A 25,751-nucleotide genomic window follows, 5' to 3' on the forward strand; every position below is an offset into this window, starting at 1 on the left:
ATGAACCCCTATCAATGCCTGCCGCCCCACGCTTTCTGGCGCACGGCGATTGCCGAGCGGCCTGCCGAACAGGTCGGCGATTTGTGGTCGCCCGCCTTCGACATCGACGCCAAGGATGCCATCGTCACCGCCGGCTCCTGTTTTGCCCAGCACATCGGCCGTGCCCTGGTGGCCCGGGAAATGAACTGGCTCGATGCCGAGCCGGCTCCGGCCGACTTGCCCGAGGACGAGCGAAAGGCGCGACAGTACGGGGTGTTCTCGTTCCGCACGGGCAACCTCTATACCCCGGCCATGCTGCGCCAGTGGCTGCAATGGGCGCTGGATGATCAGCCCCAGTCTCGTGAGACCTGGGCGCATGACGGACGCTATTTCGACCCTTTCCGCCCCACCGTCGAGCCTACCGGCTTCGCCAGCGAGCAGGCGTTGTTCGCCTCGCGCCAGGCAACCCTGGCAGCGATCCGCCTGGCGGTGCGCCGCGCCAAGGTGTTCGTCTTCACCCTCGGCCTGACCGAGGCTTGGGTCCACCGCGACACCGGCGTGGTGTATCCGCTGTGCCCCGGCACCGTGCGCGGCGAGTTCGACCCGCAGGTTCACCAGTTCCGCAACTTCGGCTTCACCGACACCTGCCAGGCCATGACCGACGCCATCGCGCTGATGCGTGCGGTGAACCCGGACCTGAAGTTGTTGCTCACCGTCTCGCCGGTGCCGCTGACCGCCAGCGCCACCGGCGAACACGTGCTCAGCGCCACCACCTATTCCAAGTCGGTGCTGCGCGCCGTGGCCGGCCAGCTGTGCCAGGATCTGCCCGAGGTGGACTACTTCCCTTCCTACGAGATCATCACCGGCACGCCGTTCAAGGGCGCCTTCTACCAGCCCAACCAGCGCGAGGTGACGCCCGAGGGCGTGGCCTTCGTCATGCGCCAGTTCTTTGCCGGCCTCGCTGCCGAGGCCGCGCCCGCGGCAATCGTCGCCACCCCGTCCGTAACCTGTGAGGACCTTGTCTGTGAAGACGCCAGGCTCGACTACTACGCCTAGTTTCCTGCTGCTGGGCGATTCCCATGTCGCGGTGGTCGGACTGGCCGCCAAGGCGCGGGGGTTGGCCTTCGGTGGTGGGCCGTTGGGTGCCGGGCGCGATTTCGGCGTCGACTTCTTTAGCCTTACAGCGGACGACGTGGCAATGCGCGACCCCGAGCTCGAGCAACTGTACCGCCAGGCCCTCGCCCAGCTCGATGCTCCCAGCCTCGCGCGGATCCCCGGCCCCCTGGTCTGCAGCATCGGCCTGAGCCTGCACTACCTGGCTACCACGCAGAACTGGCTGTGCTACCAGGGCGCGGACGGCGAGTTCGACCCCGGCTTTCTCGAAGGCCCGCTGTTCGCCACGATCATCGACACCTTGTCACGCCCTGCTCTGGCGTTCTACGAGCAGGCGCTGGCCCTGGACGTGAAGGTCTACGCCGTGCTGCCGCCGCAACGGGTGCCACCGATGTCCGACGCGCGGGTGTTTCTGACGGCGCAGGCCCGGCTGGTCGAGCGCCTGCGCGGGCTGGGCGTGGAACTGGTCGATGTGCGGGAAGCCGCCAATGACGACCGGGGGCTGCAGCGGGTCGAGTTCTGTGAAGTCGACGACCCGCTGCATGGCAACCTGGCCTTTGGCGAGCTGGTGCTCGACCAGTTGTTGCGGCAGATGGCCTAGGCCTGCGGCCGCCCGCCGAGAATCGTCACCCGCTCGCCATACCGCGAATGCGGGAAGTAGTCCCACACCGCATGATGCTGGGTGCAGCGGTTGTCCCAGAACACCAGGGTGCCGGGCGCCCAGCGCACCCGGCAACTGAGCACCGGTTCCCGGGCCACCTGGTCGAACAGCATGTTCAGCAGCACCTGGCTCTCGCCGGCGGACAACTGCACGATATGCGAGGTGAAACCCGAGTTGACGAACAGCGAAGGCCGCCCGGTCTCGGGATGGCGCACCACCACCGGGTGCTCGGTCTTGGGCAGGCCGGGCGGCGGCGTATAGCCCTTCCACGGGATCTCGCCGTCATGGATGGCGGTCAAGGTGCCGAGAAATGCCTGCATGGCCGGCGACAGCATCTCCAGCGCCAGGTGCATGTTGGCGAACAGGGTGTCGCCGCCGGTGCCGATGGCCGGGGTTTCCTTCACATACAGCATCGAGCCCATGGACGGCTCCAAGTCGGCGGTGCCGTCGGTGTGCCAGGTCTCGCCGGCGACGAAACGCGACTGGGCGTTGGCACGGATCACCACCAGTTCGGCGTCGTCACCGTCGATGTCCTCCACGGGCAAGGCGCGCAGCTGGCCGAACAGGCGCCCGAAAGCCTTGTGCTGCTCGACGCTCAGTTGCTGGTCGCGGAACACCAGCACGTGGTTCTCCAGGAACGCCCGGCGAATCTCCAGCAACTGTTCCGGCGACAAATCACGCGACAAATCGACCCCGCCGATCTCGGCACCGATGACCGGCGTCAGCCGCTCCACACTGATGCTGCGGTACGGCGCGCGCTGGGCGCCGGCAATCCGTTCGATGGCGTTCAATCCCTGTTGATCCATGCTTCGCTCCCTGATGTGTGTTGATTGAGTTGGCGCGCCAGGCTCAGCAGCCCCGTCGCCAGGTGCGTGGCCGGCGCCATGCGCTGCTCGGTCGAGGTCGCGCAGGCCCAGCTGCAGACCCGCGCCAAGGCGCCGACGACACTGGCGCACGCCTGTTCGTCAACGTTGGCATAGGCGCGGGCGGCGACCTCGCTGCTGGCCGCCGCATTGGCCGTGGCGAAAGCCTGGGCATTGGCCTCGGTGCTCAATTGCGCGTAATGCCGGGCGAAAGCCCCGGCATCACCGAACTGGCCGGCGATCATCGCCTGGTTGCTTGGCGCCTGGCCGTAGTCCAGGGCACTCTCGTAGGCCTGGGCGTAGGCCGCTTCGACGTCGTAGGCCCGGCGAAACGCGGGCAACAGTACCGGCCTGAGCGCGGCGCGCCACTCACCGACGCGCCCGCGCAACCCCAGGCCGGCGCGTTGGTGCAGGCGTTGCAGCGTGAGCAGCGCCTGGGCGTGCCCGGGCAGCGCCTCGGCGAGCAGCGGCAGCACTACCTCGGCCTGCCACCGATGCAGCAGGCGCCAGTACGCCTGCCGCTCCAGCGGCAGCGGCAATGGCCCGGTCTGCAATACCCGCAGCAAGGGGCTGAGCCACACAGGTGGCGTGGCCTGTTCAGCCAGCATGGACACCCTCCCCCTGCGCTTGCAGGTCGGCATTGATCGCCTCGGCGATCTGCCGGGCCCAGGGGCCGGCGACGATGCCGTAGTGGTCGGTATCCAGTGCCGCCCAGTCGCTCAGGCCCGGCAGCAATGCCTGCCAGGCCTGGCGCAGGTCCTGCGCCTGCCAGCCGCTGCCGATGCCGTAGGGGTTGGGCCGGGTGGCGATGAACAGCCGCCCGGGCGTGTCCGCCAGCATTGGCGGCACGTGCCCGAGCATGCTCGCCAGGTTGTTGCGACAGCAGGTCACCAGGCGCTCCAGATAGCGCGCACCGTCCGCCTCGCCATTGCGCAGGGCGAACTCGCGTTCGAACACCTGCTGGATCTGCGCCTCGTCGATCTGTTGCAACTCGGTGCCGGCATCCGGCGCGGGGGGATCGACCAGGTACAGCGTCGGCGCCTCGCGCCCGGATTCAAGGGCCAGGGCGCACAGGGTCTGGGCCACCCAGGCGCCGAAGGACCAGCCCAGCAGGCTCCAGCGCGCACCGGCGGGCAGTTCAGCCTGAATCGCGTCCAGGTACAGCTGCGCACGGGCCTGCAGCGAGAGGTTGGGCAGCGCCGGCTGGCGCAGCACCGGGTCGGCGATCACCCGCACGCAAAGGTCCGGATGCAGCGCCGTGGCCAGCTCGCGGTAGGCCTGGACGTCGCCGCCGACCGGGTGGATCAGGTACAGCCATTGGCGGCCGTCGCCCTGCTGCCAGGGGTCGATGCGCAGCGCCTGGCGCCATGGGTCGGCGTCGCCCTTGGCCTGCCCCGGCTCGTCGGCAACCAGGGCCAGCACCTCGCCCAGGCTGACCTGCGGGCTGAACTGCGACAACTGCACGACCTGGCCGGTGGCGCCCTGCAATTCATCGATCAGGTCGAGCAAGGTCAGCGAGTCAGCGCCCAGGTCGTACAGCGACGCATCGTCCGCCAGCGCGTCCACGCCCAGCCACTGGCACAGACAACCGCGCAGACGCGCTGCCAGCTCGCTCCCGCTCGCCTGCACCACGGCTTGGGGTTGCGCCGCCGCCACGCCATGACGCACAGGATAGAAGCGCCGGGCGTTTTCCAGTGACGTGGTCGAGACCAGCAGCTGGGGCAGTTGCGCGGCCATGGCCCGCTCGAACACCTCGCAGCCTTCCGCCGCCGACAGCCCGACCTTGAGGTGCTGCTGGTGCGCGGCATCGCTGCCGTTGGTGCGGGTGGCCATGCCGGTGTCGCGCCAGATATCCCAGTTGATCCCCAGGCGCACGCAGCCCTCGTCGGGCGTTGCGCGGTAATGGGCAAAACCGTCGAGCACGCCGCTGGCCGCGGCGTAGTCCAGGTGCCCCACGCCGCCGAACAGTGCCGACATGGACGAGCAGTACAGCACGAAGCCCGGTTTCATCGGTGCGATCAACGCCTCCACGGCGAGCAGGCCACGGGTCTTGGCGGCCATGGCGGCGGCCATCTCCCCGGCGTCGCGGTGCCGGATCAGGCTGCCGGCACCAACGCCCGCGGCGTGGATCACCCCCTCGAAGCGCCCATAGCGGCGGGCCAGGTCCTCGAGTACCTGGGGCCAACGCGTCAGGTCGGCAAGGTCGGCCTGCACCCAGTCGACCCGCGGGTGATCCATGTCCACCGTCGGCGAACGCGACAGCAGCACCACGCGCCGCCCCTCGGCGCGCAGCAGGTGTTGGCACAGGGTACGGCCGATGCCGCCAGCACCGAGGATCAGGAACGTGCCGGTGTGGGCAAGGCTTGGCGCCGTGGCCGGCGGCAGCGGGCTGGGCACCAGCCGCGGCTGCCACAGGTAGCCGTCGCGCAGGGCCAGGCGCCGGGGCAACGCCTCGGGCTCGCCCAGCAAGGTGGCCAGGGCGCTGGCGTGCTCGCCCAGCGCCGCGCTCGGGCAGTCCAGCCAGTGGCAGCGCAGCGGGTATTCCTGGGGCGCCACTTCGCTCACCCCCGCCAGGGCCGCCAGCTCCGGCCGCGCCACCGCGCCCTGCACCGGGCACGCCTGCCACGACAGCAGCCACAGGCGCAGGCTGGCGTCACACGGCGCCTGGCCCCAGGCCCGCAGCAGGCTGCCGGGCGTATCCAGGCAGGCCCATTGCGCCGCCGCGAGGCTGCGCTCGTCGACCGCGCCGCTCACCGACAAGGGCAAGGCGTGCAGCCAGTCCAACGCCCCTGGCAGTGCGTCGAACAGGCGGCCCAGTGCCTCGGCGTCAAGCACGTCAAGTTCGAAACGGTCTGCGGCAAGCTGACGGAAACCCTTGCCCGCCCGCACGTGCACGACCCGCTGGCAGGCTTGGCCCAATGTCGCGAGCACACCTTCGTCGGCGGCGTCATGCGCGCACACCACGAGCGTGCGCTGGCCCTTGTGCACGGCCGCCGTGCCCAGGCGCCGCACGCGCTGCCATTGGCGCTGGTGGAACCAATCGGCCAGCGGCTTGCGCTCAGGCGTCGTGTGCCCCTGGAAACGGTAGGTTTCCAGGTCGAAGGCGGACGGCGGCAGGTTCCAGGGCGGCGCCGCCGAACGGCTCGGCCACTGGATCTGCGCACCCTCATACCAGGCTGCCAGCACGGCCTGGGGCGAATGCTCGCTGGCCAGCAGCCGGGCCGACGAGGGATTGACCTCGCGCACCGCCGCCAGCGACAGGGCATCGCCTGCCTGGTAGACCATCCCGAAACGCCAGCGCCCCTGGCGACGGCCGGCCTGCAAGTGCCGCAGCAGCACCTGCAGGTCACCGGGGTTGGCCCGCAGCCAGTCGCCGACAACGCTGATATCGCGCTCCAGCGCCGTGCGGCTGTGGGCCGACAACAGCAACAGTGGCATTCCCTCTTCCTGCACCTGCGGCTCGGCCTGCACCGCGCCGACGATCACATGGGCGTTGGTGCCGCCGATGCCGAAGCTGCTCACCCCGGCCATGCGCCGCTGCCCCTGTGGCCAGGGTTGCGCCGTGGTCGGGATACGGAACGGCGAGCGCGCCAGGTCGATCTGCGGGTTGATGGCGGAGTAACCCAGGTTGGGCGGGATCACCCCGTGGTACACCGCCAGCGTGGCGCGGATCAGCCCGACCACCCCTGCCGCCGCGCCCAGGTGGCCGATCTGGCTCTTCACCGAGGCCAGCGCGCAACTGCCCGCTGGCGCCTCGCCGAATGCCTGGGTCAGCGCGGCGACCTCGACCGGGTCGCCGAGCAAGGTGCCGGTGCCATGGGCCTCGACATAGCCGATGGCGCTGCCGCTCACCCCGGCCTTGTCCAGGGCCCGGGCGATTACCGCGCCCTGCCCGGCCACCGACGGCGCGGTGTAGCTCATCTTGGCGCGGCCATCGTTGTTCAGCGCCGAGCCTTCCACCAGCGCGTAGATACGGTCGCCATCGGCGCGGGCGCGGGCCAGCGGCTTGAGCACCACCACCCCGTAGCCGCTGGCGCCGAGGGTGCCGCTGGCGTCTTCGCTGAACGGCCTGCACAGCCCGTCGCGGGAGAAGATGTGCTGCGAACGATAGCGGTAACCGTCGGCCAGGGTCGGGTCGATCAGCACCCCGGCCGCCAGCATCAGGTCGCTGTCGCCCTGGCGCAGCAGGTTGCAGGCCAAGTGCACGCCGATCAGCGAGCTGCCGCAGGCGGCCTGTACGCTCAGCGCCGGGCCCGTAAGGTCAAGGTGATAGGCGGCCTTGGTGGCGAGGAAGTCCTTGTCGTGGTGCAGGGCCAGCTGGAAGCCGTCCGGCAACTCGTCGGCGCCCTGCTCGCGCAGCATCTGCTGGAAGTAGGTGGTCTCACCGCAACTGGCCACCAGGCCGATACGCGGGCCATCCGTTGACGGCACGATGCCGGCGTGCTGCAGGGCCTGGACGCAGGCCAGCAGCAGGTGGCGTTGCTGCGGGTCCATCAACCGCGCCTCCTGGCGGCTGATGCCGAAGTACTCGGGGTCGAAGTCGAGCATGCCGTGCAATTGGCTGCGGGCACCGACCAGGCCGTCGGCAGCGGCGAAGTGCTCGATACCCAGCGCATTGTCCTGGACCATCGTCCAGAACTCGCCGAGGTCGCGGGCACCGGCGACGTTGACCGCCATGCCGATGATCGCCATCGGCTGTTCGCGAGCATCGGTGGCACGCGCACGCGGCGCCAGGGTGGCTTCGTCACGCGCCAGATGCGCGGCCAGGCGGCGGATCGTCATGTGCTCGAACAGCTCGGCCATGCTCGGTGCAGGGGTCAGGGCCTGGCTGTAGCGTGCCTGCAGGCGCATCAATCCCAGGCTGGTGGCGCCGGCCTCGAAGAACGTCTGCTGCGGCTCAATGTCGTGGCCGATCACCTCGCGGAACAGCGTCGCCAGCTCAAGCTCCAGTGGGCTCGACGTGCCCGCCACCACGCGGCGGCGCTCCAGGGGCTCGCCCTGCCCGACCAGCGCCTTGCGCTCGATCTTGCCGCTGGGGGTGCGCGGCCAGGCGTCGATCCGTCGGTACTGGTCGATGCGCACATGGGCCGGCAGCTGTCGTGCCACCTGCTGGTCGAGGGCCTGCACCGTCGGCGGCGTGCCACCAAGCTGCAGCCAGGCGACCAGGCGCGCAGGCTCGCCCTGTACCGTCACCACGGCGTTGGCCACGCCGCTCACCGCCATCAACGCCGCCTCGACCTGGCCCAGCTCCAGGCGATGGCCGCTGAGCTTGACCTGCTGGTCGTCACGGCCCACGTAGTGCAGGCAGCCCTCGGCGTCGGCCCAGGCCAGGTCGCCGGTACGGTAGTACAGGCAGCGGCCACCCTCGGCCTGGGGCAGTTCGACGAAACGCTCGGCGTTGAGCGCGGCATCGCCCAGATAGCAGCGGGCAACCATCGCCCCGGCCACCAGCAGGTAGCCCTGGCTGCCGATGGGCACCGGGCGGTCGAGGGCGTCGACCAGCAACAGCCGCGCATTGTCGACCGCCTGGCCGATGGGCGCGCGCAGCGGCCAGCCGCGCACGTCCGGCGGCAGCCGGTAGGCGCTGACCACATGGGTTTCGGTGGGGCCGTAGTGGTTGAACAGGCTGGCCTTGGGCATACCGTCGAACCAGGTGCGCAGCGCCTCGCTGCACAGCAACTGTTCGCCGGCCGTCACCACCTCGCGCAGGGACGCGGGATAGATGCCCTGGGCCACGGCGGTCTGCGCCAGGTGCTGCAAGGCCACGCAGGGCAGGAACAGCCGTTCGATGCGCGCCTGTTGCAGATACCCCAGCAGCGCCTCGGCGTCCTGGCGCCAGTGCGGTTCGATCAGGTGGTAGCAACCGCCGCCGCAAAAGGTGCCGAACAGCTCCTGGAACGCCACGTCGAACGACAGCATGGAGAACTGCAAGGTCACCGAACGGGCCGGCAACTGCCCGCCATTGCGCTGCCAGTGCAACAGGTTGCACAGGGTACGGTCGGTCACCTGCACGCCCTTGGGCGTACCGGTCGAGCCTGAAGTGAACAGCGTGTACAGCGGGCGCTCGCCGCGGTGCCGGGGCCGCGTCAGGCTTGCCGGCGCGGCGTCGAGGTTGACCCGCTGGCAGCGGCTGGCGTCGACATCCAGCGGTTGCAACGCCGCCTGCGTGGCCGTGCTGAACAGCACGCAACACGCTTGCGCCTGGGCCAGCACCTGGCGCTGTACCGTCAGCGGATAGCTCGGGTCCAGCGGTACGGCGGTGATGTTGAGCTTGGCCAGGGCCAGCAAGGCGACCACATGCTCCACCGACGGCGCCAGCAGCAGCACCATGGTCAACGGGCCTTCGCCTGCGTAGCGGCTGGCCAGGGTCGCCGCCAGGGTGTCGGCCAGCGCATCCAGCTCGACGTAGTCCAGCTGTCGCGCTCCGGCCACCAACGCCATGGCCTTGGGGGTTGCCTGCACCTGATGCTCGAACCAGTCGGCCAGCGTGACGAATGGCAGGCAGACATCGGCGCCTTTGCTGGCCGCTGGCAAGCGTTGCCGACAAGGCGCCACCAGGCTGTCGAGGGTCGCCCGGGGGTCTGCCAGCAACAGGTCCAGGCCCTGGTGCAGCAACCTGTCCAGCGCGGCCACCTCCTCGGCCTCGAAATGGCTGCACTGGTATTCCCACCAGCATTCCAGTGGCCCGTCTCCGCCCACCACCAGCAAGCTCAGCGGGCACTTGGCCTGCGGCGTCGCGTACGGCTCCAGGCTGGCCCGCAACGGGGCGGCGGCGAGCTTGGCGTAGTCGGTGTTTTCCAGCACGAACAGGTAATCGAACAGGCCATGGCCCGAGGACAGCCGCAGGTCCTCGACCAGATCGGCCAGGGCCACGTCCTGCAAGGCCAGCACGTCACGCACGGTGGCGGTCTGTCGGCGCAATTGCTCGCCGAGGGGTTGCGTGGCACGCAGGTCGGTGGGGATCAGCACGGTGTTGGCGAACATCCCCACGCAGTCCTCGAACTCGGCCAGTGGCCGGTTGGCCACCGGGCTGGCGATCCGCGGGCGCTCGCAACCGACCACCGCGTGCAGGCTCCAGGCGAAGACGCTGAACAGGACGTCGAAGCGGGTCAGGCGCTGCTCGGCGCAAAAGCGTTCGAGGGCGGCGCTGCGCCGTTCACCCAGTGGCTGGCGATACAGGCGCCCGCGGGCATCGTCGGGGCGCCTGGCCGGGCGCGGCGAGGTCGCCTCGCCATGGCGCGCGTGCAACGCCACCAAGGCACGGCGCTGTTCACGGTAGGCCGGGCTGACGCTCCATTGCCGCTGCCACAGGGCAAAGTCCAGGGTGTCCAGGGCCGGCGCCGGTGCCTGGCTGTCGCGCCCCAGCAGGGTGTCCTGGTACAGGCTGGCCAGATCATCGAACAGCAGGTTCATCGACCAGCCGTCGGTGATGCTGTGGTGCAGATTCAGCAGCAAGCGGCAGCTGCCGTCGGCATGCGGCGCCACCCAGGCGCGCAGCAAGCTCGGGCTGGCCAGATCGAAGGGGGTGTCGAACACCAGGTTGGCGAAAGCTGGCCAGGAGTCCTCGGACAATTGGCCGGGTGCCAGCAGCCGACAGACTGCCGCCGCGTCAGTGATCACCTGCTGCGGGCCGTCGGCGCCTGCCACGAACGCGGTGCGCAGCGCCGGATGGCGCGCCACCAGGCGGCGCAGCGCTTCGGCCAGGGCCTCGGGGTTCGCACCCGGCGCCAGGTGCAGCACCATGGGCACGTTGTAGGCGGTCGATTCGGGCAGGCGTTGCTGTTCGAGCCACAGGCGGCGCTGTTCGCCGCTGGCCGAGCCGGTTTGGCGGCCGTGGGGGGCCGGCGCGGGCGGATAGGCCGTGGGCCCGCCCTGCCCGTGCTCCAGGCGCATGGCCAATGCGGCGAACGGCTCCTCGAGCAATGTCCCGATGGCGATTTCCTGGTGCCAGTGGCTGCGGATCGCCGAACGCAGGCGCATGGCCTTGAGCGAATCGCCGCCACTGCCGAGCCAGTCGTCCCCGGCGCCCAGGGCGGCCTGACCAAGCAGGCCACGGGCCTGCTCCAGCAGCCAGTGCAGTTGCGGCGATTGCATGCCCGCCTCGGCGGGCGCTCGCCAAGGCAGAGTGGCCTGGGCCAGCAGCTCGGCCTGGTCGATCTTGCCGTTGGCGGTCAGCGGCAGGCGCGGCACCTGGAACAGTTGCTGCGGGCGCATCCAGGGCGCCAGATGCTCGCGCAGGTAAGCCTCGAACTCGCGGTGGTCCAATGCCCCGCGTGGCACGAGGAAGGCCAGCAACTGGTGGTCCTCGGCGGCCTGCCGGCGGCTGCAGACATAGGCCTGCGCCACCTGCGGGTGTTCGCGCAGGCGCTGCTCCACCTCGCCCGGCTCGATACGGAAGCCGCGGACCTTGACCTGCCGGTCTACCCGCCCCAGGCACTCGACCAGCCCTTGCGCGTTGATGCGCACCAGGTCGCCGGTGCGGTAGTGCATCTGCAAGTCGCCATCCGCCGTGGGCAGCAGCACGAATCCGCGCGCAGTCTCCTCGGCGCGGTTGCGGTAGCCACGGGCCACGCCGCTGCCGCTGAGGTACAGCTCGCCGACCGCGCCCGGCGCCACCGGCTGCTGGTCTGCGTCGAGCACCTGGATGCCGGTGTCCGGCAACGGCAGGCCGATGGGCACACTGTCGCCGGCAAACTCCCGTGGGACTGCATGGCACAGGGCGAAGGTGGTGCATTCGGTGGGGCCGTACACGTTGAACAGGCGGCAGGCGCTATGCGGATTGGCCTGGTACCAGGCGCGCAGCGCCACGGCGCCGACCTGCTCGCCGCCGGTCAGCACCTGGCGCAGGCTGGCGAAGCAGGCCGGGTACTCCGCGCTCAGGGTATTGAACAGCGAAACGGTGATGAACAGGGTGTCGACCCGCTGCGCTTCGAGCACCTCGGCCAGGCACCGGGCGTCGAGCAGGTCGTGGTCGGCGATCATCACGCAGCAGCCGCCGTTGAGCAACGGTGCCCACAGCTCGAAGCTGCAGGCATCGAAGGCGGGGTTGGACAGGCAGGCAAAACGGTCGCCGGGGCGGATCTCGATATAGCTGCCGGCCTGCGCCAGGCGCAGCAGGCCGCGCTCCCCTACCTCCACGCCCTTGGGCATGCCGGTGGTGCCGGAGGTGTAGAACAGGCACATCACCTCGGCGAAGGCCTGCGGCAACGGCTGCGCCGGTTGCTCGGGGTAATCCAGCAACGCCTCGACACTGGCCTCCCACGGCCCCGGCAGCCCTTGGGGCGCATCCGCCAGGCTCACCACACCGACACAGTCGGCATCGGCCAGCATCAAGGCCCGGCGCTCGTCGGGGCTGGCGCGGTCCAGCGGCATCACCACGGCGCCGGCCTTGAGCGCGCCGAGCAGCGCCGCCACCCCCTGCCAGCCACGCGGCAGGTAGAACGCAAGCGCCTGGCCCGGCAACACGCCCCGCGCCCGCAAGCCCCGGGCGATGCGTTCACTGGCGCTGGCCAGCTGCGCATAGCTCAGCCGCGTCTGTTGATCGATCACCGCCAGGGCCTGCGGGTCTCGTTGTACTTGAGCGGCAAAACGCGCGAGCACGGTGTCCTTGAGCACGCTCATCATTTGCCCTCCTGGGCGTCGATACGTTGCAGTTCACGCTGGAGGGTGCGTGACACCCGATGGATCTCGGCGCTTTCGAGCATGTCCCAGTGGCCGCCCTGCACCAGCGTGGCCAAGTAGCCATCCCCGGCACGGCGCCGCCAGAACGCCCGTAGCCCGCGCAACTGCCCGCGGGCCATGTCTTCCCGCGCCTGCACCAGCACCACCCGCCCGGCCTGGGGTGGGCAGGCGTAGGCGGCCATGGCCAGGCGGTTGTGGTTGTAGACGTTGAAGTAGCGCTCGACCTGGGCGTCCTCGATACCGGGGTACATGCCGTTGAAGCGCACCAGCTTGTCGCGGAACTCGGCCATGTCGACGGTACCGATCTGCGCCCGGAAGGCCGGGTCGTCCGAGCCCTGGGTGTCGAGCAGTACCACGCTGACCTGGCCGTGCCCGGCCAGGCGTAGGCGCCGGGCCATTTCGTAGGCCACCAGGCCGCCGAAGGACAGCCCGGTGAGCAGCAGCGGGCCGCGCGCCAAGGGCTCGATCAGGTGCAGGTAGGCAGCGGCCATCGCCTCGACCGTGGGCTCGGTGGCTTCGCCGGGGTTGAGCCCCGGCGATTGCACGCCGTACACGCCAATCGCCTCGGGTAGCGCCTTGGCCAGCGACAGGTAGCAGAACGCGGTGCCGCCGGCCGGGTGGATACACACCACGTTGTGCCGTCCCTCGCCCTGGCGGAAGGTGATCAGGTTGCCGTTGTCCCCTTGGGTGGCGGCCCCGTTTCTCAGCCAGCCGCCCTGGGCCTCGATGGTCGGGTGGCCGAGGACCACCCGCGCCGGGACCTCGACCTCGAAGGCCTGGCCGATCTGGTAGGCCATCTTGACCGCGGCGATGGAGGTGCCGCCGACAGCGAAGAAGTTGTCGCGGATACCGATCTGCGGGGCCAGCAGCAGGCTTTTCCAGATCTGGTAGAGGGTCAGTTCGATATGGTCGCGGGGGCTGCCAAGGTTGACCTGGCGCGCGGCCAGGTCGTGCTCGGCGCGCTCGGCCAGCGCCTGGCGATCGACCTTGCCATTGGCGGTCAGCGGCATGCTGTCGAGCCACAGATAGCTACTGGGCAGCACGGCGCTGGGCAAGGTGTCGGCCAGGTGCGCGCGCACGGCCTGCTCGTCCGGCCTGGCGGGCGCCACGCAGCAAGCCACCAGGCGCTGGTGCTCGGCCTGCTCGCCCAGCATCAGCACCACACTGGCGCTGATGCCGGGGAAGGACTGCAACCGCGCCTCGACCTCGCCCAGCTCCAGGCGCACGCCGCGCAGCTTGACCTGGAAGTCGTCGCGCCCCAGGAACTCCAGTTGCCCGTCGGCACGGTAGCGGGCCAGGTCGCCGCTGCGGTAAAGGCGATCACCGGGCACGAACGGGCTGTCGATGAAACGTTCGGCGGTCAGCGCCGGCAACCCGAGGTAGCCACGGGCGACGCCCACGCCACCGATGTGCAGGTGGCCGGTGACACCGGGGGGCACCGGCGCATCGAAGTCGTCGAGCACATGGAAGCGGTTGTTGGCGATGGGCCGGCCGATCGGCAAGCGCAGGGCCGGCACCGCATCACCCGGCGCCAGGGTCCAGATGCTGTTGATGACCGTGGTCTCGGTCGGCCCGTAGACGTTGTGCAGCCGCGCCTTGGGCAGGCGTGCGCGCAACAGCCGCGCCAGGGCCGGCGACAGCTCGCCGCCGCCGCAGAACACATCGGTCAGGCTGTGGCACAAGCCGGCCTCCTCCGCCTCCAGGAACAGCTGCAGCATGGCCGGCACGAACACCATCGCGGTGACGCCCTGCTCGCGCACCAGCCGCGCCAGGTAGCCGGGCTCCAGATGCCCGCCGGGCCGGGCGATCACCAGGCGCCCGCCGGTGGCCAGCGGCCAGAAGGTTTCCCAGGCCGAGGCGTCGAAACCGAACGGGATCTTGTGCAGCATCGCCCCGGCTTCGCCGCAGACGCCCAGGCACCACAGCAACAGGTTGCCCAGCCCGCGATGCGCGACCATCACGCCCTTGGGCAGGCCGGTGGTGCCCGAGGTGTAGATCACGTAGGCCAGGTGTTCGGGGGTGACGCCCACCTCATGGGTGGCGAGGTTGTCGGCAGCCAGGTGCGCCCAGCACGGCGCATCGGCCAGCAGGTCGAGTACCGGCGCCTCCCAGCCCGAGGCCTGCATGGCCTGGCCGAGGGTGGCGCGGGCCGCGCCCAGGGTCAGCAGTACGGCCGGGGTGCTGTCGCCCAGCATGTGGCCCAGGCGCCCGACCGGGTAGTCCGGGTCCAGCGGCACATAGGCGCCACCGGCCTTGAGCACCGCCAGCAGCGCCACCGGCAGCGCCGCGCAGCGCTCCACGCAGACCGCCACGCGCACATCCGGGCCGACGCCCAGGGTGCGCAGGTGGCGCGCCAGGCGGTTGGCCTGGGCATTGAGTTCGGCATAGCTCAGCGCCTCGCCCTCGAACACCACCGCGCAGGCTTGCGGGTTACGTGCTACCTGCGCCTCGACCAGGCGCTGCACGCAGTCGACCGGCATCGGCAGCGGGGCCGGCCGGTTCCAGCCGTGCAGCACCTGCTCGCGCTCGGCCGCCTCCAGCAGCGACAGCTCGCGCAACGGCCGCTTGGGATCGGCGGCGACCTGGGCAAGCAGATGGCGATAGTGGCCACTGAGGCGCTCGATGGTGCAACGGTCGAACAGGTCGGTGTTGTACTCGACCAGCAACTGCAGGGTACCGTCGCGCTCGCTCCACTCGAACGCCAGGTCGAATTTGGCGGTGGCGCTGCCGGTGCCGTGGTGCGAGAGTTCCAGGCCCGGCAAAGCGACGGCTGCGCCCGGGGTGTTCTGCACCACCATCATCACCTGGAACAGCGGTGAATGGCCGGGGTCGCGGGGTGGGTTGAGCGCCTCGACCACAAGGTCGAACGGCACGTCGTGGTGCGCGTGGATTTGCAGCATGTTGCCGCGCACTTCGCGCAGCAGTTCGGCGAAAGTCTGCGCCGGGTCGAGTTGCTGGCGGATCACCAGGGTGTTGACGAAGTGCCCGACCAGGGGTTCGAGCTCGGCCCTGCCGCGGTTGGCGAACGGCGTGCCCACGCACAGGTCGCGCTGCCCGCTGTAGCGCCACAACAGCACGTCGAGGGCTGCGAGCAGCACATTGAAGCGCGTGCCCTGGGTGTGCCGGGCCAAGGCGTCGAGCTCGGCCAGGGTGTCGGCGCCCAGTGTCGAGCTGAACGTCGCGCCGACGAACCGCTGCACGGCTGGGCGCGGGCGGTCGCCGGGGATTTCCAGCAGGGTCGGCGCGCCGGCCAGGGTGCGCCGCCAGAAGTCGAGCTGGCCCTGCAGCGCCGCACCGTCCAGGCGTTGGCGCTGCCAGCAGGCGTAGTCGGCGTACTGTATCGGCAGCGGCGCCAGGCGCGCCGGCTGGCCGCGCAGCAGTTCGGCGTAGACGTTGGCGACCTCGTGCAGGATCACCCCCATCGACCAGCCGTCGGCGACGATATGGTGCACGCTGTACAGCCACACATGATCATCCTCGCCCAGGCGCAGCAGCGTCGAGCGCAGCAGCGGGCCCTGGGCCAGGTCGAACGGCGCGCGGGCCTCGGCTTCGACGGCGGCGGCCAGGCGCTCCTGGCGCAGCGCTTCGGGCAACGGGCCCAGGTCCAGCACGGCCAGGGTCAGCGGCAGGCTCGCGTGCACCACCTGGCGCGGTTCGCCATCGACGCTGGCGAAGGTGGTGCGCAACATCGCATGGCGTTCGACCAGCACGTTCAGCGCGCGCTCCAGCAAGGCCAGCTCCAGGCGGCCCTTGAGCCGCAGCGCCGAGGGCACGTTGTAGAACGGGTTGCCCGGCGCCAGTTGGTCGAGGAACCACAATTGCCGCTGCGAGAAGGACAACGGGCAATCGACCTGCCCGTCCGGGCGACGTGGGATCGGCGCGCTGTCGTCTGGCGCTGCGAGCAAGGCGATCAACGCCTGTTTGTGGGTCTTCAGCGCCGCCATCAGGGCGTCATCGAGAAACCCCTTGGGTGCCTTGCAGCGCAGCTTGTCGCCGTCCACTTCGAGGGCCACGCCATGGCGATCGAACAACGCCAGCAGTTGATGGGCGTTCATACTTCGAATTCCTCCATGTCGTTGTCGTCCTGCGCCGTCACGGCGAGTACCTCAGGCTGCGTGGCTGGCGTTGCATGGGCCGCGCGCAGGCCGCCCACCATCGAATAGATCAGCGCATGGTCGGCGCCCAGCTCGAACAGCCCGGCCAACTGGCGCGCCTCCACCGAACCGACGCCGCACAGGCCCAGCCCCAGGTCGGCGGCGGCCATGGTCAGCAATTGCGCCATGGCGCCGGCCTCGATCAGGCAGAAGTCGCGGCTGCCGTCACCGTACAGCGGGCGGATCGCCGCCAGGTCGGCAACGAAGAACAGCGCGAACGCCGCGCCTTCGTAGACCGGCCGGTTGACGAAATAGTCGTAGGTGTCGGCATCCAGTGCGCCCTCGCCCATGGCCATCAGGCGATGAGCGACCGGGTCGTGGTAGTAGGTGCCGCCGGGTACCCCGAGCACCCGCCCGGGCTTGATGTACAGGTAGGTCTGCAGCGGATATGCGCCGCCGGCCGAGGGGAACAGGTACTTCGCCTCGCCGTCGAGCTGCCCCTGGGCCAGCATCGCCAGCAGCCCGGCAAAGGCCTGCGCGCTGATCGGCTGCTCCAGGTAATGGCGCACCGAGCGGTAGTCGCGATAACGCTGGATAAAGGCCGGATCGTCCGGCACCCCCAGGGGCACCTGCCGCGCATCGTCGGCGAAACGCCGCCGTGCGCGTTGCTCGGCCTTGAAACGTGCGCGTTGCTGGGGATCGTCCAGCACCTCGTCGGCCTGTGCCCTCGGCGCTTCCTGACGCTGGGGACGCTGGCGGTACAGCGCCAGCAGGTTGAGCAGGGTCGGCTGCGCCAGCAGGTGCGCCACATGGGGGCGGAAACCCAGCTCGCTGGACAGCGCGTTGCTGATGCGCACGATGTCGATGGAGGTGGCGCCGAGGCTCAGCAGGTTGGCATCGGCGGCGATGGCCGGCTGGCCCAGCACCTGCTCGACGATCGCCACCAGGCGCTGTTCCTGCGGGCCGTCGAGCAGCAGCTGCGGGCCGCTGGCCGGCGCCTGCTCGGGTTCGGGCAGGCGGCTCTTGTCGACCTTGCCGTTGGCCGACAGCGGCCAGGCCTCCACGAAGGTGAACGATGACGGCAGCATGTACGCCGGCAGCTTGTCGGCCAGATAGCCGGCGAAATCGCCGGCCTGCAGTGCCGGGTCGGCCTTGAGCACGTAGCCGGCCAGGCGTTTCTGCGCCTGGGCCTCGCCGAGGATGCGCACCACCGCGCTGTGCACGCCTGGGTGGCGATTGAGCACCGCTTCGATCTCGCCCAGTTCGATGCGATAGCCCTGGACCTTGACCTGGTTGTCGTCGCGGCCGAGGAACTCGATGTTGCCGTCGGGCAGCAGGCGCCCGAGATCGCCGGTGCGGTACAGGCGCTCACCGGTCAGCGGGTGGTCGAAGAAGCTCCTGGCGCTCAGCGCCTCGTCGCGCCAGTAGCCCTTGGCGAGGCCCATGCCAGCGATGTACAGATGGCCGGTGGCCCAGGTCGGGCGCACCTGCAGGGCCTCGTCCAGCACGTGGAAACGCTGGTGATCCAGGGCCTTGCCGTAGGGAATGCTGCGCCACGCCGGATCGACCTGGGTGATCGGGTAGCCGATCGACCAGATCGACGCCTCGGTGGCCCCGCCCAGGCTCATCAACTGCAACCCGGGGCGCAGTGCCCAAGCGCGTTCGGGCAACGCCAGCGGGATCCAGTCGCCGGACAGCATGGCCAGGCGCAGGCTTGCCGGCAGTGCCCTGCCCTCGCCCTCCAGGTACTCGACCAGCATGCCCAGCAGCGCCGGCACCGAATTCCACAGGCTAACCCGATGACGCTCGACCAGGGCGGCCCAGTGCGCCGGGTCGAGGCTCAACTGCGGTTCGAGCATCACCACCGCCGCGCCCGCCGCCAGGGTGCCGAAGAAATCGTACACCGACAGGTCGAAGCTCAGCGACGAGATGGCCAGCACGCGGTCCTGCGGGCCCACGGCGAAGCGCCGATTGATATCGAGCAAGGTGTTGGCCGCGCCCTGGTGGTCGATCACCACGCCCTTGGGCGTACCGGTGGAGCCGGAGGTGTAGATCACGTAGGCGAGATCGTCGGGGCGCACGTCCACTTCGCGCAGTGCTTCGGCCGGGCTGTGCGCCTGCTCGCTGACCGTCAGCGCGGTGATCTGCGCCGGCCACGCCACCTGCTCCAGCAGGCAAGGCTGAGTCAGCGCCACGGTAGCCTCGGCGCGTTCGAGGATGTGCTGCAAGCGGGCCTTGGGCAGGTTCGGATCAAGCGGCAGGTAGGCGCCGCCGGCATACAGGATCGCCAGCGTCGCCACCACCTGCTCCCATCCGCGCTGCATCACCACCGCGACCAGGCGATTGCGCTGCACGCCGCGCGCTTGCAGCTGCGCGGCCAGTTGCCGGGCCTCCTGGCGCAACTGGCCGTAGCTGAGCTCACGGGCGCCCAGCACCGCGACGGCCTCTGGCGTGGCCAGGGCCTGGCGCTCGAACAGCGCATGCATCAGCGGCAGATCCCGTGGCGCCGCCGGCGCTTGCGGCAAGCCGGCCTGGGGCAACAGCTGTGGCGTGGTCGCGGCCCAGGCCTCGGCGGCCAGCAGGCGATCAAGCAGCGCGTTGTAGGCGACGAACATCTGCCCGATCATGCCTTCGGGGAACAGTGCGTCGATGCTGTCCCAGTTGAACAGCAGGCGGCCTTCGAGCTCGAGCAGGGTGTGGTCGAGCCACACGTGCGGGGTCTGGGTGATGCTGTGTTCCAGCGTCGCGCCCAGGGCGTCGGCCAGGTTGAACTCGGCCAGCTCCGGCGCGGCTTCCGACAGGGTGCTGTTGAACACGATCGGCATCGCCGTCTGCTGCACGCCACGGGCCTGGGACAATTCGCGCAGCACACGCACGCCGCTGACCACCGAATGGTCGATGTCCTGCCACAGGCGTGCCTGCACGGCGCGGGCCTTGTCGGTGAAGCTGGCGGTGCCGTCGATGGCCACCTCCAGCAGCACCAGCGAGGTGAAATCACCGATGATCGCGTCCACCTGCGGGTGCAACGGCAGGCGGTTGAACAGCGGCAGGCTGAGGGTGAAGCGCGGTTGCCGGCTCCACAGCGCCAGTACCTCGCTGAACGCGGTCAGCAGCATCACCGACGGGGTCACGCCGAAGCGCCGGGCCATGGCCTTGAGCTGCGCCCACTGCGGCGCGGGCATGTCGCGATCGCGCCGGGTGAAGTGCGGGTTGGCGATGCTTTCCGGCTGGCATACCCGTGGCAGGTCCGGGGCCGGGGCCAGGTGCTCGATGCGCCCGCGCCAGTAGTCCAGGGCCTGCGCGTAGCGCTGGTCGGCGCGCAGCCGGCGCTCGGCCAGCACATAGTCGCGGAAAGTCACGCCCGGTTCGGGCAGCGCCCGTTCGGGATGGTGATAGAACCCCATCAGCTCGCGGGCCAGGATCTGCGTGCTGGCGGCATCGACCACCAACGCGTCGAGGCTGATATGCAGGTGGCTGATGCCATGCTCGAGCAGCGACACGCTGAAGTCGAACAGCGGCCATCGACTGGCATCGAGCACCTGGTGCGACTGACGCTCGCGGGTGGCCAGCAAGGCCTGGTTGGCCGCTTCGCCGTCCAGGCCACGCAGGTCGTGCACGGCCATGCTGTAGCGCGGGACCTGCTCCAGCACCTGCTGGCTGCCATCGCCGAGGAACACCACCCGCAGCATGTCGTGGCGCTGGATCATGCGGTTGAGTGCGGCCTCGAAACGCGGCACATCGAACGCCGGGATGCGCAGCTCCTCGTAGCCGTGGGCGCTGACGCCGCCGAGGCTGACGCTGGCTTCGCGGCCGAACCAGTAGGCCTGCTGGATATCGGTGAGCGGGAATGGCGCGTGGCGGTTCGCAGGATCGGCCTGCAATGCCTGCCCCTCGGGCGCGGCCTGCCCGTGCGCCGTGGCTTTGGCCTGGGCGGCCAGGTCCATCAGCACGGGCGCCTGGAACAGGCTGCTCAGCGACAGCTGCGTGCCCAGGCGCTGGTTGATCGCGTAGACCAGGCGCGTGGCCAACAGCGAATGCCCGCCCAGGTCGAAGAAATTGTCGTGGATGCCGACCCGCTCGCACTTGAGCACCTCGGCCCAGACCTGCGCCATGCGCCGCTCGGTGTCGTCGCGTGGCGCCTCGAAATGCGCCGCACCGCCGCGCTCGGGCGCCGGCAATGCCTGGCGGTCGAGCTTGCCGTTGCGGGTCAGCGGCAGTTGCGCCAGGCTGACCCAGGCGCTGGGCAGCATGTGCTCGGGCAACTGGCGCTGCAACGCGGCGCGCAGGGTCTGCGGCGCTTGTTCGCCGACCACATAGGCCACCAGGCGTGGGTCGCCGGCGACGTCCTCGCGCAACAGCACGGCGGCGTCGCGCACACCCGGTTGCTGGCGCAGCAGGCTGTCGATCTCGCCCAGTTCGATACGGAAACCGCGCAGCTTGACCTGCTGGTCGGCCCGGCCCAGGTATTCGAGGTTGCCGTCGGCCTGCCAGCGCGCCAGGTCGCCACTGCGGTACATGCGTGCGCCGGGCTCGGCGCTGAACGGGTCAGGCAGGAAGCGCTCGGCACTCGCTGCGCTGCGGTTGAGGTAGCCGCGGGCCAGGCAGGCGCCGGCGATGTACAGCTCGCCGGACACCCCCACTGGCAGCGGATTGAGGTCGCCGTCCAGCACGTAGAGCCGCGCATTGGCGATCGGCTTGCCGATCGGCGGCGCCTCCGGCCAGTGCTCGGCCTCGTCGCAGGCGAGGCTGAACTGGCTGACCACATGGGTCTCGGTGGGCCCGTACTGGTTGCGCAGGCGCGCGCCGCCCAGCCCGAGGACCAACCGGCGCAGCGCATCGTTGACCTGTAGCGCCTCGCCGGCGGTGACGATCTCGCAGCCAGCAACCGGCACGGGCGCGTCGGCCTCGGTCAGCGCGGCCAGCTGTTGCAGCACGGCGAACGGCAGGAAGGCGCGCCCCGCCTCCTGGGCCACCAGGGTCGGGCGCAGGGCGGCCAGGTCCTTGCGCCCGGCTTCGCTCATCAGCAGCAAGGTGCCGCCCTGGCACAGGGTGCTGCAGATCTCCTGGAACGACACGTCGAAGTTCAGCGAGGCGAACTGCAGTACCCGGCACGGCGCCGGGTCGTCGTCCAGTTGCCAGCCGATCAGGTTGTCCAGGGCGCGGCGGCTATGGGCCACGCCCTTGGGCCGGCCGGTCGAGCCGGAGGTGTAGAGCACATAACCGAGGTTCGCCGGGCTGACCGCCACCTGCGGATCGCTGGCCGGGCAGCCGGCCCAGCGGGCCGCGTCGCGGTCCAGGCACAGCAGCTCGACCGCCTGCGGCAGGCCCGGGCACAGCGAGGCCTGGGTCAACAGCAGGCTCGGCGCGGCGTCGGCGAGCATGAAGGCCAGGCGCTCGGCCGGATAGGCCGGGTCGAACGGCACATAGGCCGCGCCCGCCTTGAGGATCGCCAGCAGGCCGACGACCATCTGCGCCGAGCGTTCCAGGCACAGGCCGACCCGCTGCTCGGGGCCGACACCCTGGGCGATCAGGTGGTGGGCCAGGCGGTTGGCCGCGCGGTTCAATTCGGCGTAGCTCAGGGACTGCCCGTCAGCGACCAGCGCCACGCCGTCCGGTTCGCGCCAGGCCATGGCCTCCAGGCGCGCCATGCAGCCCGGCTGGCTGGCGGTGTCGCGGGCCGTGCGGTTGAAGGCCTCCAGGACCTGCCCGCGCTCAGCGTCGTCCACCAGTTCGAACGTGGCGATCGACTGCGCGGGTTCATCGACCATGGCCTGCAACAGGCGGCGCAGGTATTCGCCGAAGCGCGCCACGGTAGCGGGTTCGAACAACCCGCTGGCGTACTCCAGGCCGCCGACGACCTCCCCGTCGCGCTCGCTCAGCGCCAGTTGCAGGTCGAACTTGGCCACCCGCTGGCGCGCCGGCACGGTGCTGACTGCAAGGCCCGGCAAGGCCAGGGTCTGGCCCTGGTCCTGCTCCCAGGCGAACAGCACCTGGAACAACGGACTGTAGGCCAGGCTGCGCGACGGGTTGAGCAGTTCCACCAGCTGTTCGAAGGGCAGGTCCTGGTGGGCCTGGGCCTGCAGTGTCAGCTGGCGGACCTGGCGCAGCCATTGCGTCAGCGAAGGGGCGCCGCTGCGGGTGACGCGCAAGGCCAGGGTGTTGACGAAGAAGCCGATCAGCCCGTCCAGCGCCGGGTCCGGGCGGTTGGCCGAGGGCACGCCGATGACCACGTCGTCCTGGCCAGACAGGCGCATCAGCACCAGCGACCAGGCCCCCAGCAGGGCCATGAACAGCGTGGTGCCCTGGGCGGCGCACAATGCCTTCAGGCGTGCGGTCAGGGCGCGGTCCAGCACCAGCGGTACATAACCACCGCGATAGTCCTGCATGGCCGGGCGCGGGTGGTCGGTCGGCAGCGTCAACAGCGCCGGCGCGCCTTCCAGCGCCTGTCGCCAGTAGCGGCGTTGGCTGGCCAGGCGCTCGCCGGCGAGCCACTGCCGGTGCCAGGCGGCATAGTCCACGTACTGCACCGCCAGCGCAGGCAACAGTGCCTCATGGCCTTGCACGGTGGCGGTATACAGCGTCTCCAGGTCACGGGTCAGTACGCCTACCGACCAGCCATCGGAGATGATGTGATGCTGGGTCAGCAGCAGCACATGCTCATCCACCGCCAGGCGTACCAGGCAGGCACGCATCAGTGGCCCTTGGGCCAGGTCGAAAGGCCTGGTGCCCTCCTCCTCGATCAACGCCTCCAGGCGCGACTGCGCATCAGGCAGGTCATGCAGATCGACCTGCCTGAAGGCCATGCCCTGGTCCGCGGCGCCGATGAGCTGGCGACCCTCGCCCTCGATGCTGGTGAAGGTGGTGCGCAGCGCTTCGTGGCGGGCCACCAGGCGGTCCAGGCTCGCGGCCAATGCCGTCACCTGCAACGGGCCCTTGATGCGCAGGTTCAGCGGCATGTGGTAGGCCGCGTTGCCACCCTCCAGCTGGGCCAGGAACCACAAGCGCTGCTGGGCAGACGACAACGTTTGCGCGCCGGATCGTTCGATCGCGACGATCGGCATGCGCGCCTCGTCCCGGCTGGCCTGGAGCCGCTCGGCGAAGTCCTTGAGCCGCGGGTTTTCGAACAGCAGCGCCGGCGCCACTTCGCGGGCCAGGTCCTGGCGTATCCTGGCCAGGACGCGCATGACCAGCAGCGAGTGGCCGCCGAGGGCGAAGAAGTGGTCATCGCGCCCGACCTGCGCCAGGCCCAGCACCTCGGCCCAGATGGCCGCCAGGGTGGTTTCCAGCGCGCCCTGCGGCGCCAGGTAGTACGCTTGCTCGAAGTCACCGGCCTGCGGCGCGGGCAGGCCGCTGCGGTCGAACTTGCCATTGGCGGTCAGGGGCAAGGCCGGCAGCGCCACGTAGGCGGTCGGCAGCATGTAGTCCGGCAGATGCGCGCCCAGCTGTTCGCGCAGGGCCGCCGGGGTCAAGCCGGCGCCCGGCTGCGCGGCGTAGTAGGCCACCAGGCGCGGCTCGCCCGGAGGGTCCTGGCGCAGCAGCACCAGGCTTTGGCGTACGCCGGGCACTTGCGCCAGGCGTGCCTCGATTTCGCCCAGTTCCAGGCGCAGGCCGCGCAGCTTGGCCTGCTGGTCGCCGCGGCCGAGGAACTCGAGCTGGCCATCGGCGTTCAGGCGCGCCAGGTCGCCAGTGCGGTACAGGCGCTCACCTGCCACATAGGGGTTGTCGATGAAGCGTTCAGCGCTCAACTGCGGCAGGTTCAGATAGCCGCGCGCGACACCGACGCCGCCGAGGTACAACTCCCCCTCCTCGCTCGCCTGCCCCTGCGCGTCGAACAGGTAGACGCGGCAGTTGGCCAGCGGTCGTCCGATAGGCAGCACGGCGTTGGCGATATCGAGCGCCGGTACTTCGTGGCAGGTACTGTCGATACTGGCCTCGGTCACGCCGTAGGCCTGCACGATGCGCACCCGCTCGCCGCACAGGCGGCGCAGCTGGCGGGCGCTGTGGGCGGTCCAGACGTCCGAGCCGCACACCACGGTGCGCAGGAACGACAGGTCGCGACCGTTTGCCTCGGCCCAGTCCATCAGCGGGTTGAGCACCGCCGGCACGAAGTCGCCGAAGCCCACCTGCGCCTCGCTCAGCAGGCGGTACAGCGCGGGTGGGTCCATCAGCGTGTCTCGCGGGCACAGCACCAGGGTGCCGCCAAAGCCCAGCGCGCGGATCAGGTCGGCGCTGAACACATCGAACGAGAAACCGGCCATCTGCAGGTGATTCAACGGCGCCTGCAGCGCATAGAAACGGCCCCAGGCGGCGCTCAACGCGACCAGGCCACGGTGCTCGACCATCACCCCCTTGGGGGTGCCGGTGGAGCCGGAGGTATAGATCACATAAGCCAGGTGACGGGGCGTGAGGCCGACCGCCTGCGGGTCGGGGTCAAAGGCCGGCTGGTCGGCCCAGGCGTGCTCCTCGTCCAGGTCGAGCACCACCGCAGCCAGCTCCAGGCCCGCGAGCAGCGCCAGTGCCCGGCCGTGGCCAAGCAGCACCGCCGGCGCGCTGTCGGCCAGCATGTGCGCCAGGCGCGCCCGCGGGTAGGCGGGATCCAGCGGCACATAGGCGCCCCCGGCCTTGAGCACCGCGAGCACGGCCACCAGCATGTCCAGCGATCGCTCGAGGCACAGGCCGACCCGCACGTCCGGGCCGACACCCTGGGCGCGCAGATGATGGGCCAGGCGGTTGGCCCGGGCATTGAGCTCGGCATAGCTCAGCTCATCCTCGCCATGGCGCGCGGCGATGGCTTGCGGCGCCCGCCGCACCTGCGCCTCGAACAGGCCATGCACGCACTGATCGCTGTCGAACGGTGCGCCGTGGTGCCAGTTATCGGGTAAAAAAGCGGCTTGCGCGCCGGCCATGCCGCGCGTGGAGGGGGTGTCGAACATCGGGCTGCCATCCGTGAGTATTGTTTTTATTCGGTGCGCGCAGGACGACGGGCGTCCTGCCGGTCGGGTCGGTCATGCGGGGGAGATCAGGGGCCGGGCGCGGCGCGGGCGCGCGCAGCAGTGGGGCGCACAGCGTGCGACCGGGGGATGGCGCACGTGGAGGGACATGTGGCGAGCACGGGCGCATGGCCCGTCATATCGACGATTCCAGACTGCGTGACCAATTGAAACCTCACCATCCTTATGGGGGCATGCAAGGGCCACGAGCGTTGAGCCTGGGTGGTCCCTTCGGCTGCGGTACCGATGACCTGTGGGCCGTCGGCTTTCCAATTGCGCCGGGCTCCTGGCCCCGGGCGCTGGCGGATAATAACCATGAGGGTCCGCAGCTAGGCAACAAAAACAGAAAATTTAATGCTGGTTTGTCTAC

7 protein-coding genes are annotated in these 25,751 nt (G+C 70.0%); 2 read left to right on the forward strand and 5 right to left on the reverse strand.

What is annotated here, in order from left to right:
- Together ABZO33_RS21255 and ABZO33_RS21260 are read left to right on the forward strand one after the other, a co-directional pair.
- Complete coding sequence (locus ABZO33_RS21255) at positions 1 to 1,035, forward strand: GSCFA domain-containing protein (RefSeq protein ID WP_414537650.1); 1,035 nt, start codon at positions 1 to 3, stop codon at positions 1,033 to 1,035.
- Positions 1,004 to 1,693, forward strand: coding sequence for a hypothetical protein (locus ABZO33_RS21260; RefSeq protein ID WP_414537651.1), 690 nt, complete (start codon positions 1,004 to 1,006; stop codon positions 1,691 to 1,693). Before ABZO33_RS21255 ends, ABZO33_RS21260 begins: the two co-directional genes overlap by 32 nt.
- Here the strand turns inward: ABZO33_RS21260 and ABZO33_RS21265 are convergent.
- The 5 genes from ABZO33_RS21265 to ABZO33_RS21285 are packed head-to-tail and all read right to left on the reverse strand — an operon-like array spanning position 1,690 to position 25,324.
- Complete coding sequence (locus ABZO33_RS21265; protein WP_414537652.1) at positions 1,690 to 2,559, reverse strand: TauD/TfdA dioxygenase family protein; 870 nt, start codon at positions 2,557 to 2,559, stop codon at positions 1,690 to 1,692. The two genes, ABZO33_RS21260 and ABZO33_RS21265, sit on opposite strands and share 4 nt — an antisense overlap.
- Positions 2,541 to 3,224 carry a hypothetical protein gene (locus ABZO33_RS21270; protein WP_414537653.1) on the reverse strand — a complete coding sequence of 228 codons (684 nt, stop codon included), beginning with the start codon at positions 3,222 to 3,224 and terminating at the stop codon, positions 2,541 to 2,543. Before ABZO33_RS21270 ends, ABZO33_RS21265 begins: the two co-directional genes overlap by 19 nt.
- Positions 3,214 to 12,240, reverse strand: a complete 9,027-nt coding sequence (locus ABZO33_RS21275) for an amino acid adenylation domain-containing protein (RefSeq protein ID WP_414537654.1) — start codon at positions 12,238 to 12,240, stop codon at positions 3,214 to 3,216. The genes ABZO33_RS21270 and ABZO33_RS21275 overlap by 11 nt, the downstream gene beginning before the upstream one ends.
- Positions 12,237 to 16,352, reverse strand: coding sequence for an amino acid adenylation domain-containing protein (locus tag ABZO33_RS21280; protein WP_414537655.1), 4,116 nt, complete (start codon positions 16,350 to 16,352; stop codon positions 12,237 to 12,239). The genes ABZO33_RS21275 and ABZO33_RS21280 overlap by 4 nt, the downstream gene beginning before the upstream one ends.
- Positions 16,349 to 25,324, reverse strand: coding sequence for an amino acid adenylation domain-containing protein (locus ABZO33_RS21285; RefSeq protein ID WP_414537656.1), 8,976 nt, complete (start codon positions 25,322 to 25,324; stop codon positions 16,349 to 16,351). Before ABZO33_RS21285 ends, ABZO33_RS21280 begins: the two co-directional genes overlap by 4 nt.
- Positions 25,325 to 25,751: the final 427 nt, after the last annotated feature.

The organism is Pseudomonas sp. CAM1A, from assembly GCF_047501685.1.
Classification (GTDB): Bacteria; Pseudomonadota; Gammaproteobacteria; order Pseudomonadales; family Pseudomonadaceae; genus Aquipseudomonas.

What these genes read in the sequence shown, in the direction of transcription:
- ABZO33_RS21280 (WP_414537655.1), bottom strand. Translation starts at nt 16,352, where the DNA reads ATGAACGCCCATCAACTGCTGGCGTTGTTCGATCGCCATGGCGTGGCC.
- ABZO33_RS21265 (WP_414537652.1), bottom strand. Translation starts at nt 2,559, where the DNA reads ATGGATCAACAGGGATTGAACGCCATCGAACGGATTGCCGGCGCCCAG.
- ABZO33_RS21270 (WP_414537653.1), bottom strand. Translation starts at nt 3,224, where the DNA reads ATGCTGGCTGAACAGGCCACGCCACCTGTGTGGCTCAGCCCCTTGCTG.
- ABZO33_RS21275 (WP_414537654.1), bottom strand. Translation starts at nt 12,240, where the DNA reads ATGATGAGCGTGCTCAAGGACACCGTGCTCGCGCGTTTTGCCGCTCAA.
- ABZO33_RS21255 (WP_414537650.1), top strand. Translation starts at nt 1, where the DNA reads ATGAACCCCTATCAATGCCTGCCGCCCCACGCTTTCTGGCGCACGGCG.
- ABZO33_RS21285 (WP_414537656.1), bottom strand. Translation starts at nt 25,324, where the DNA reads ATGTTCGACACCCCCTCCACGCGCGGCATGGCCGGCGCGCAAGCCGCT.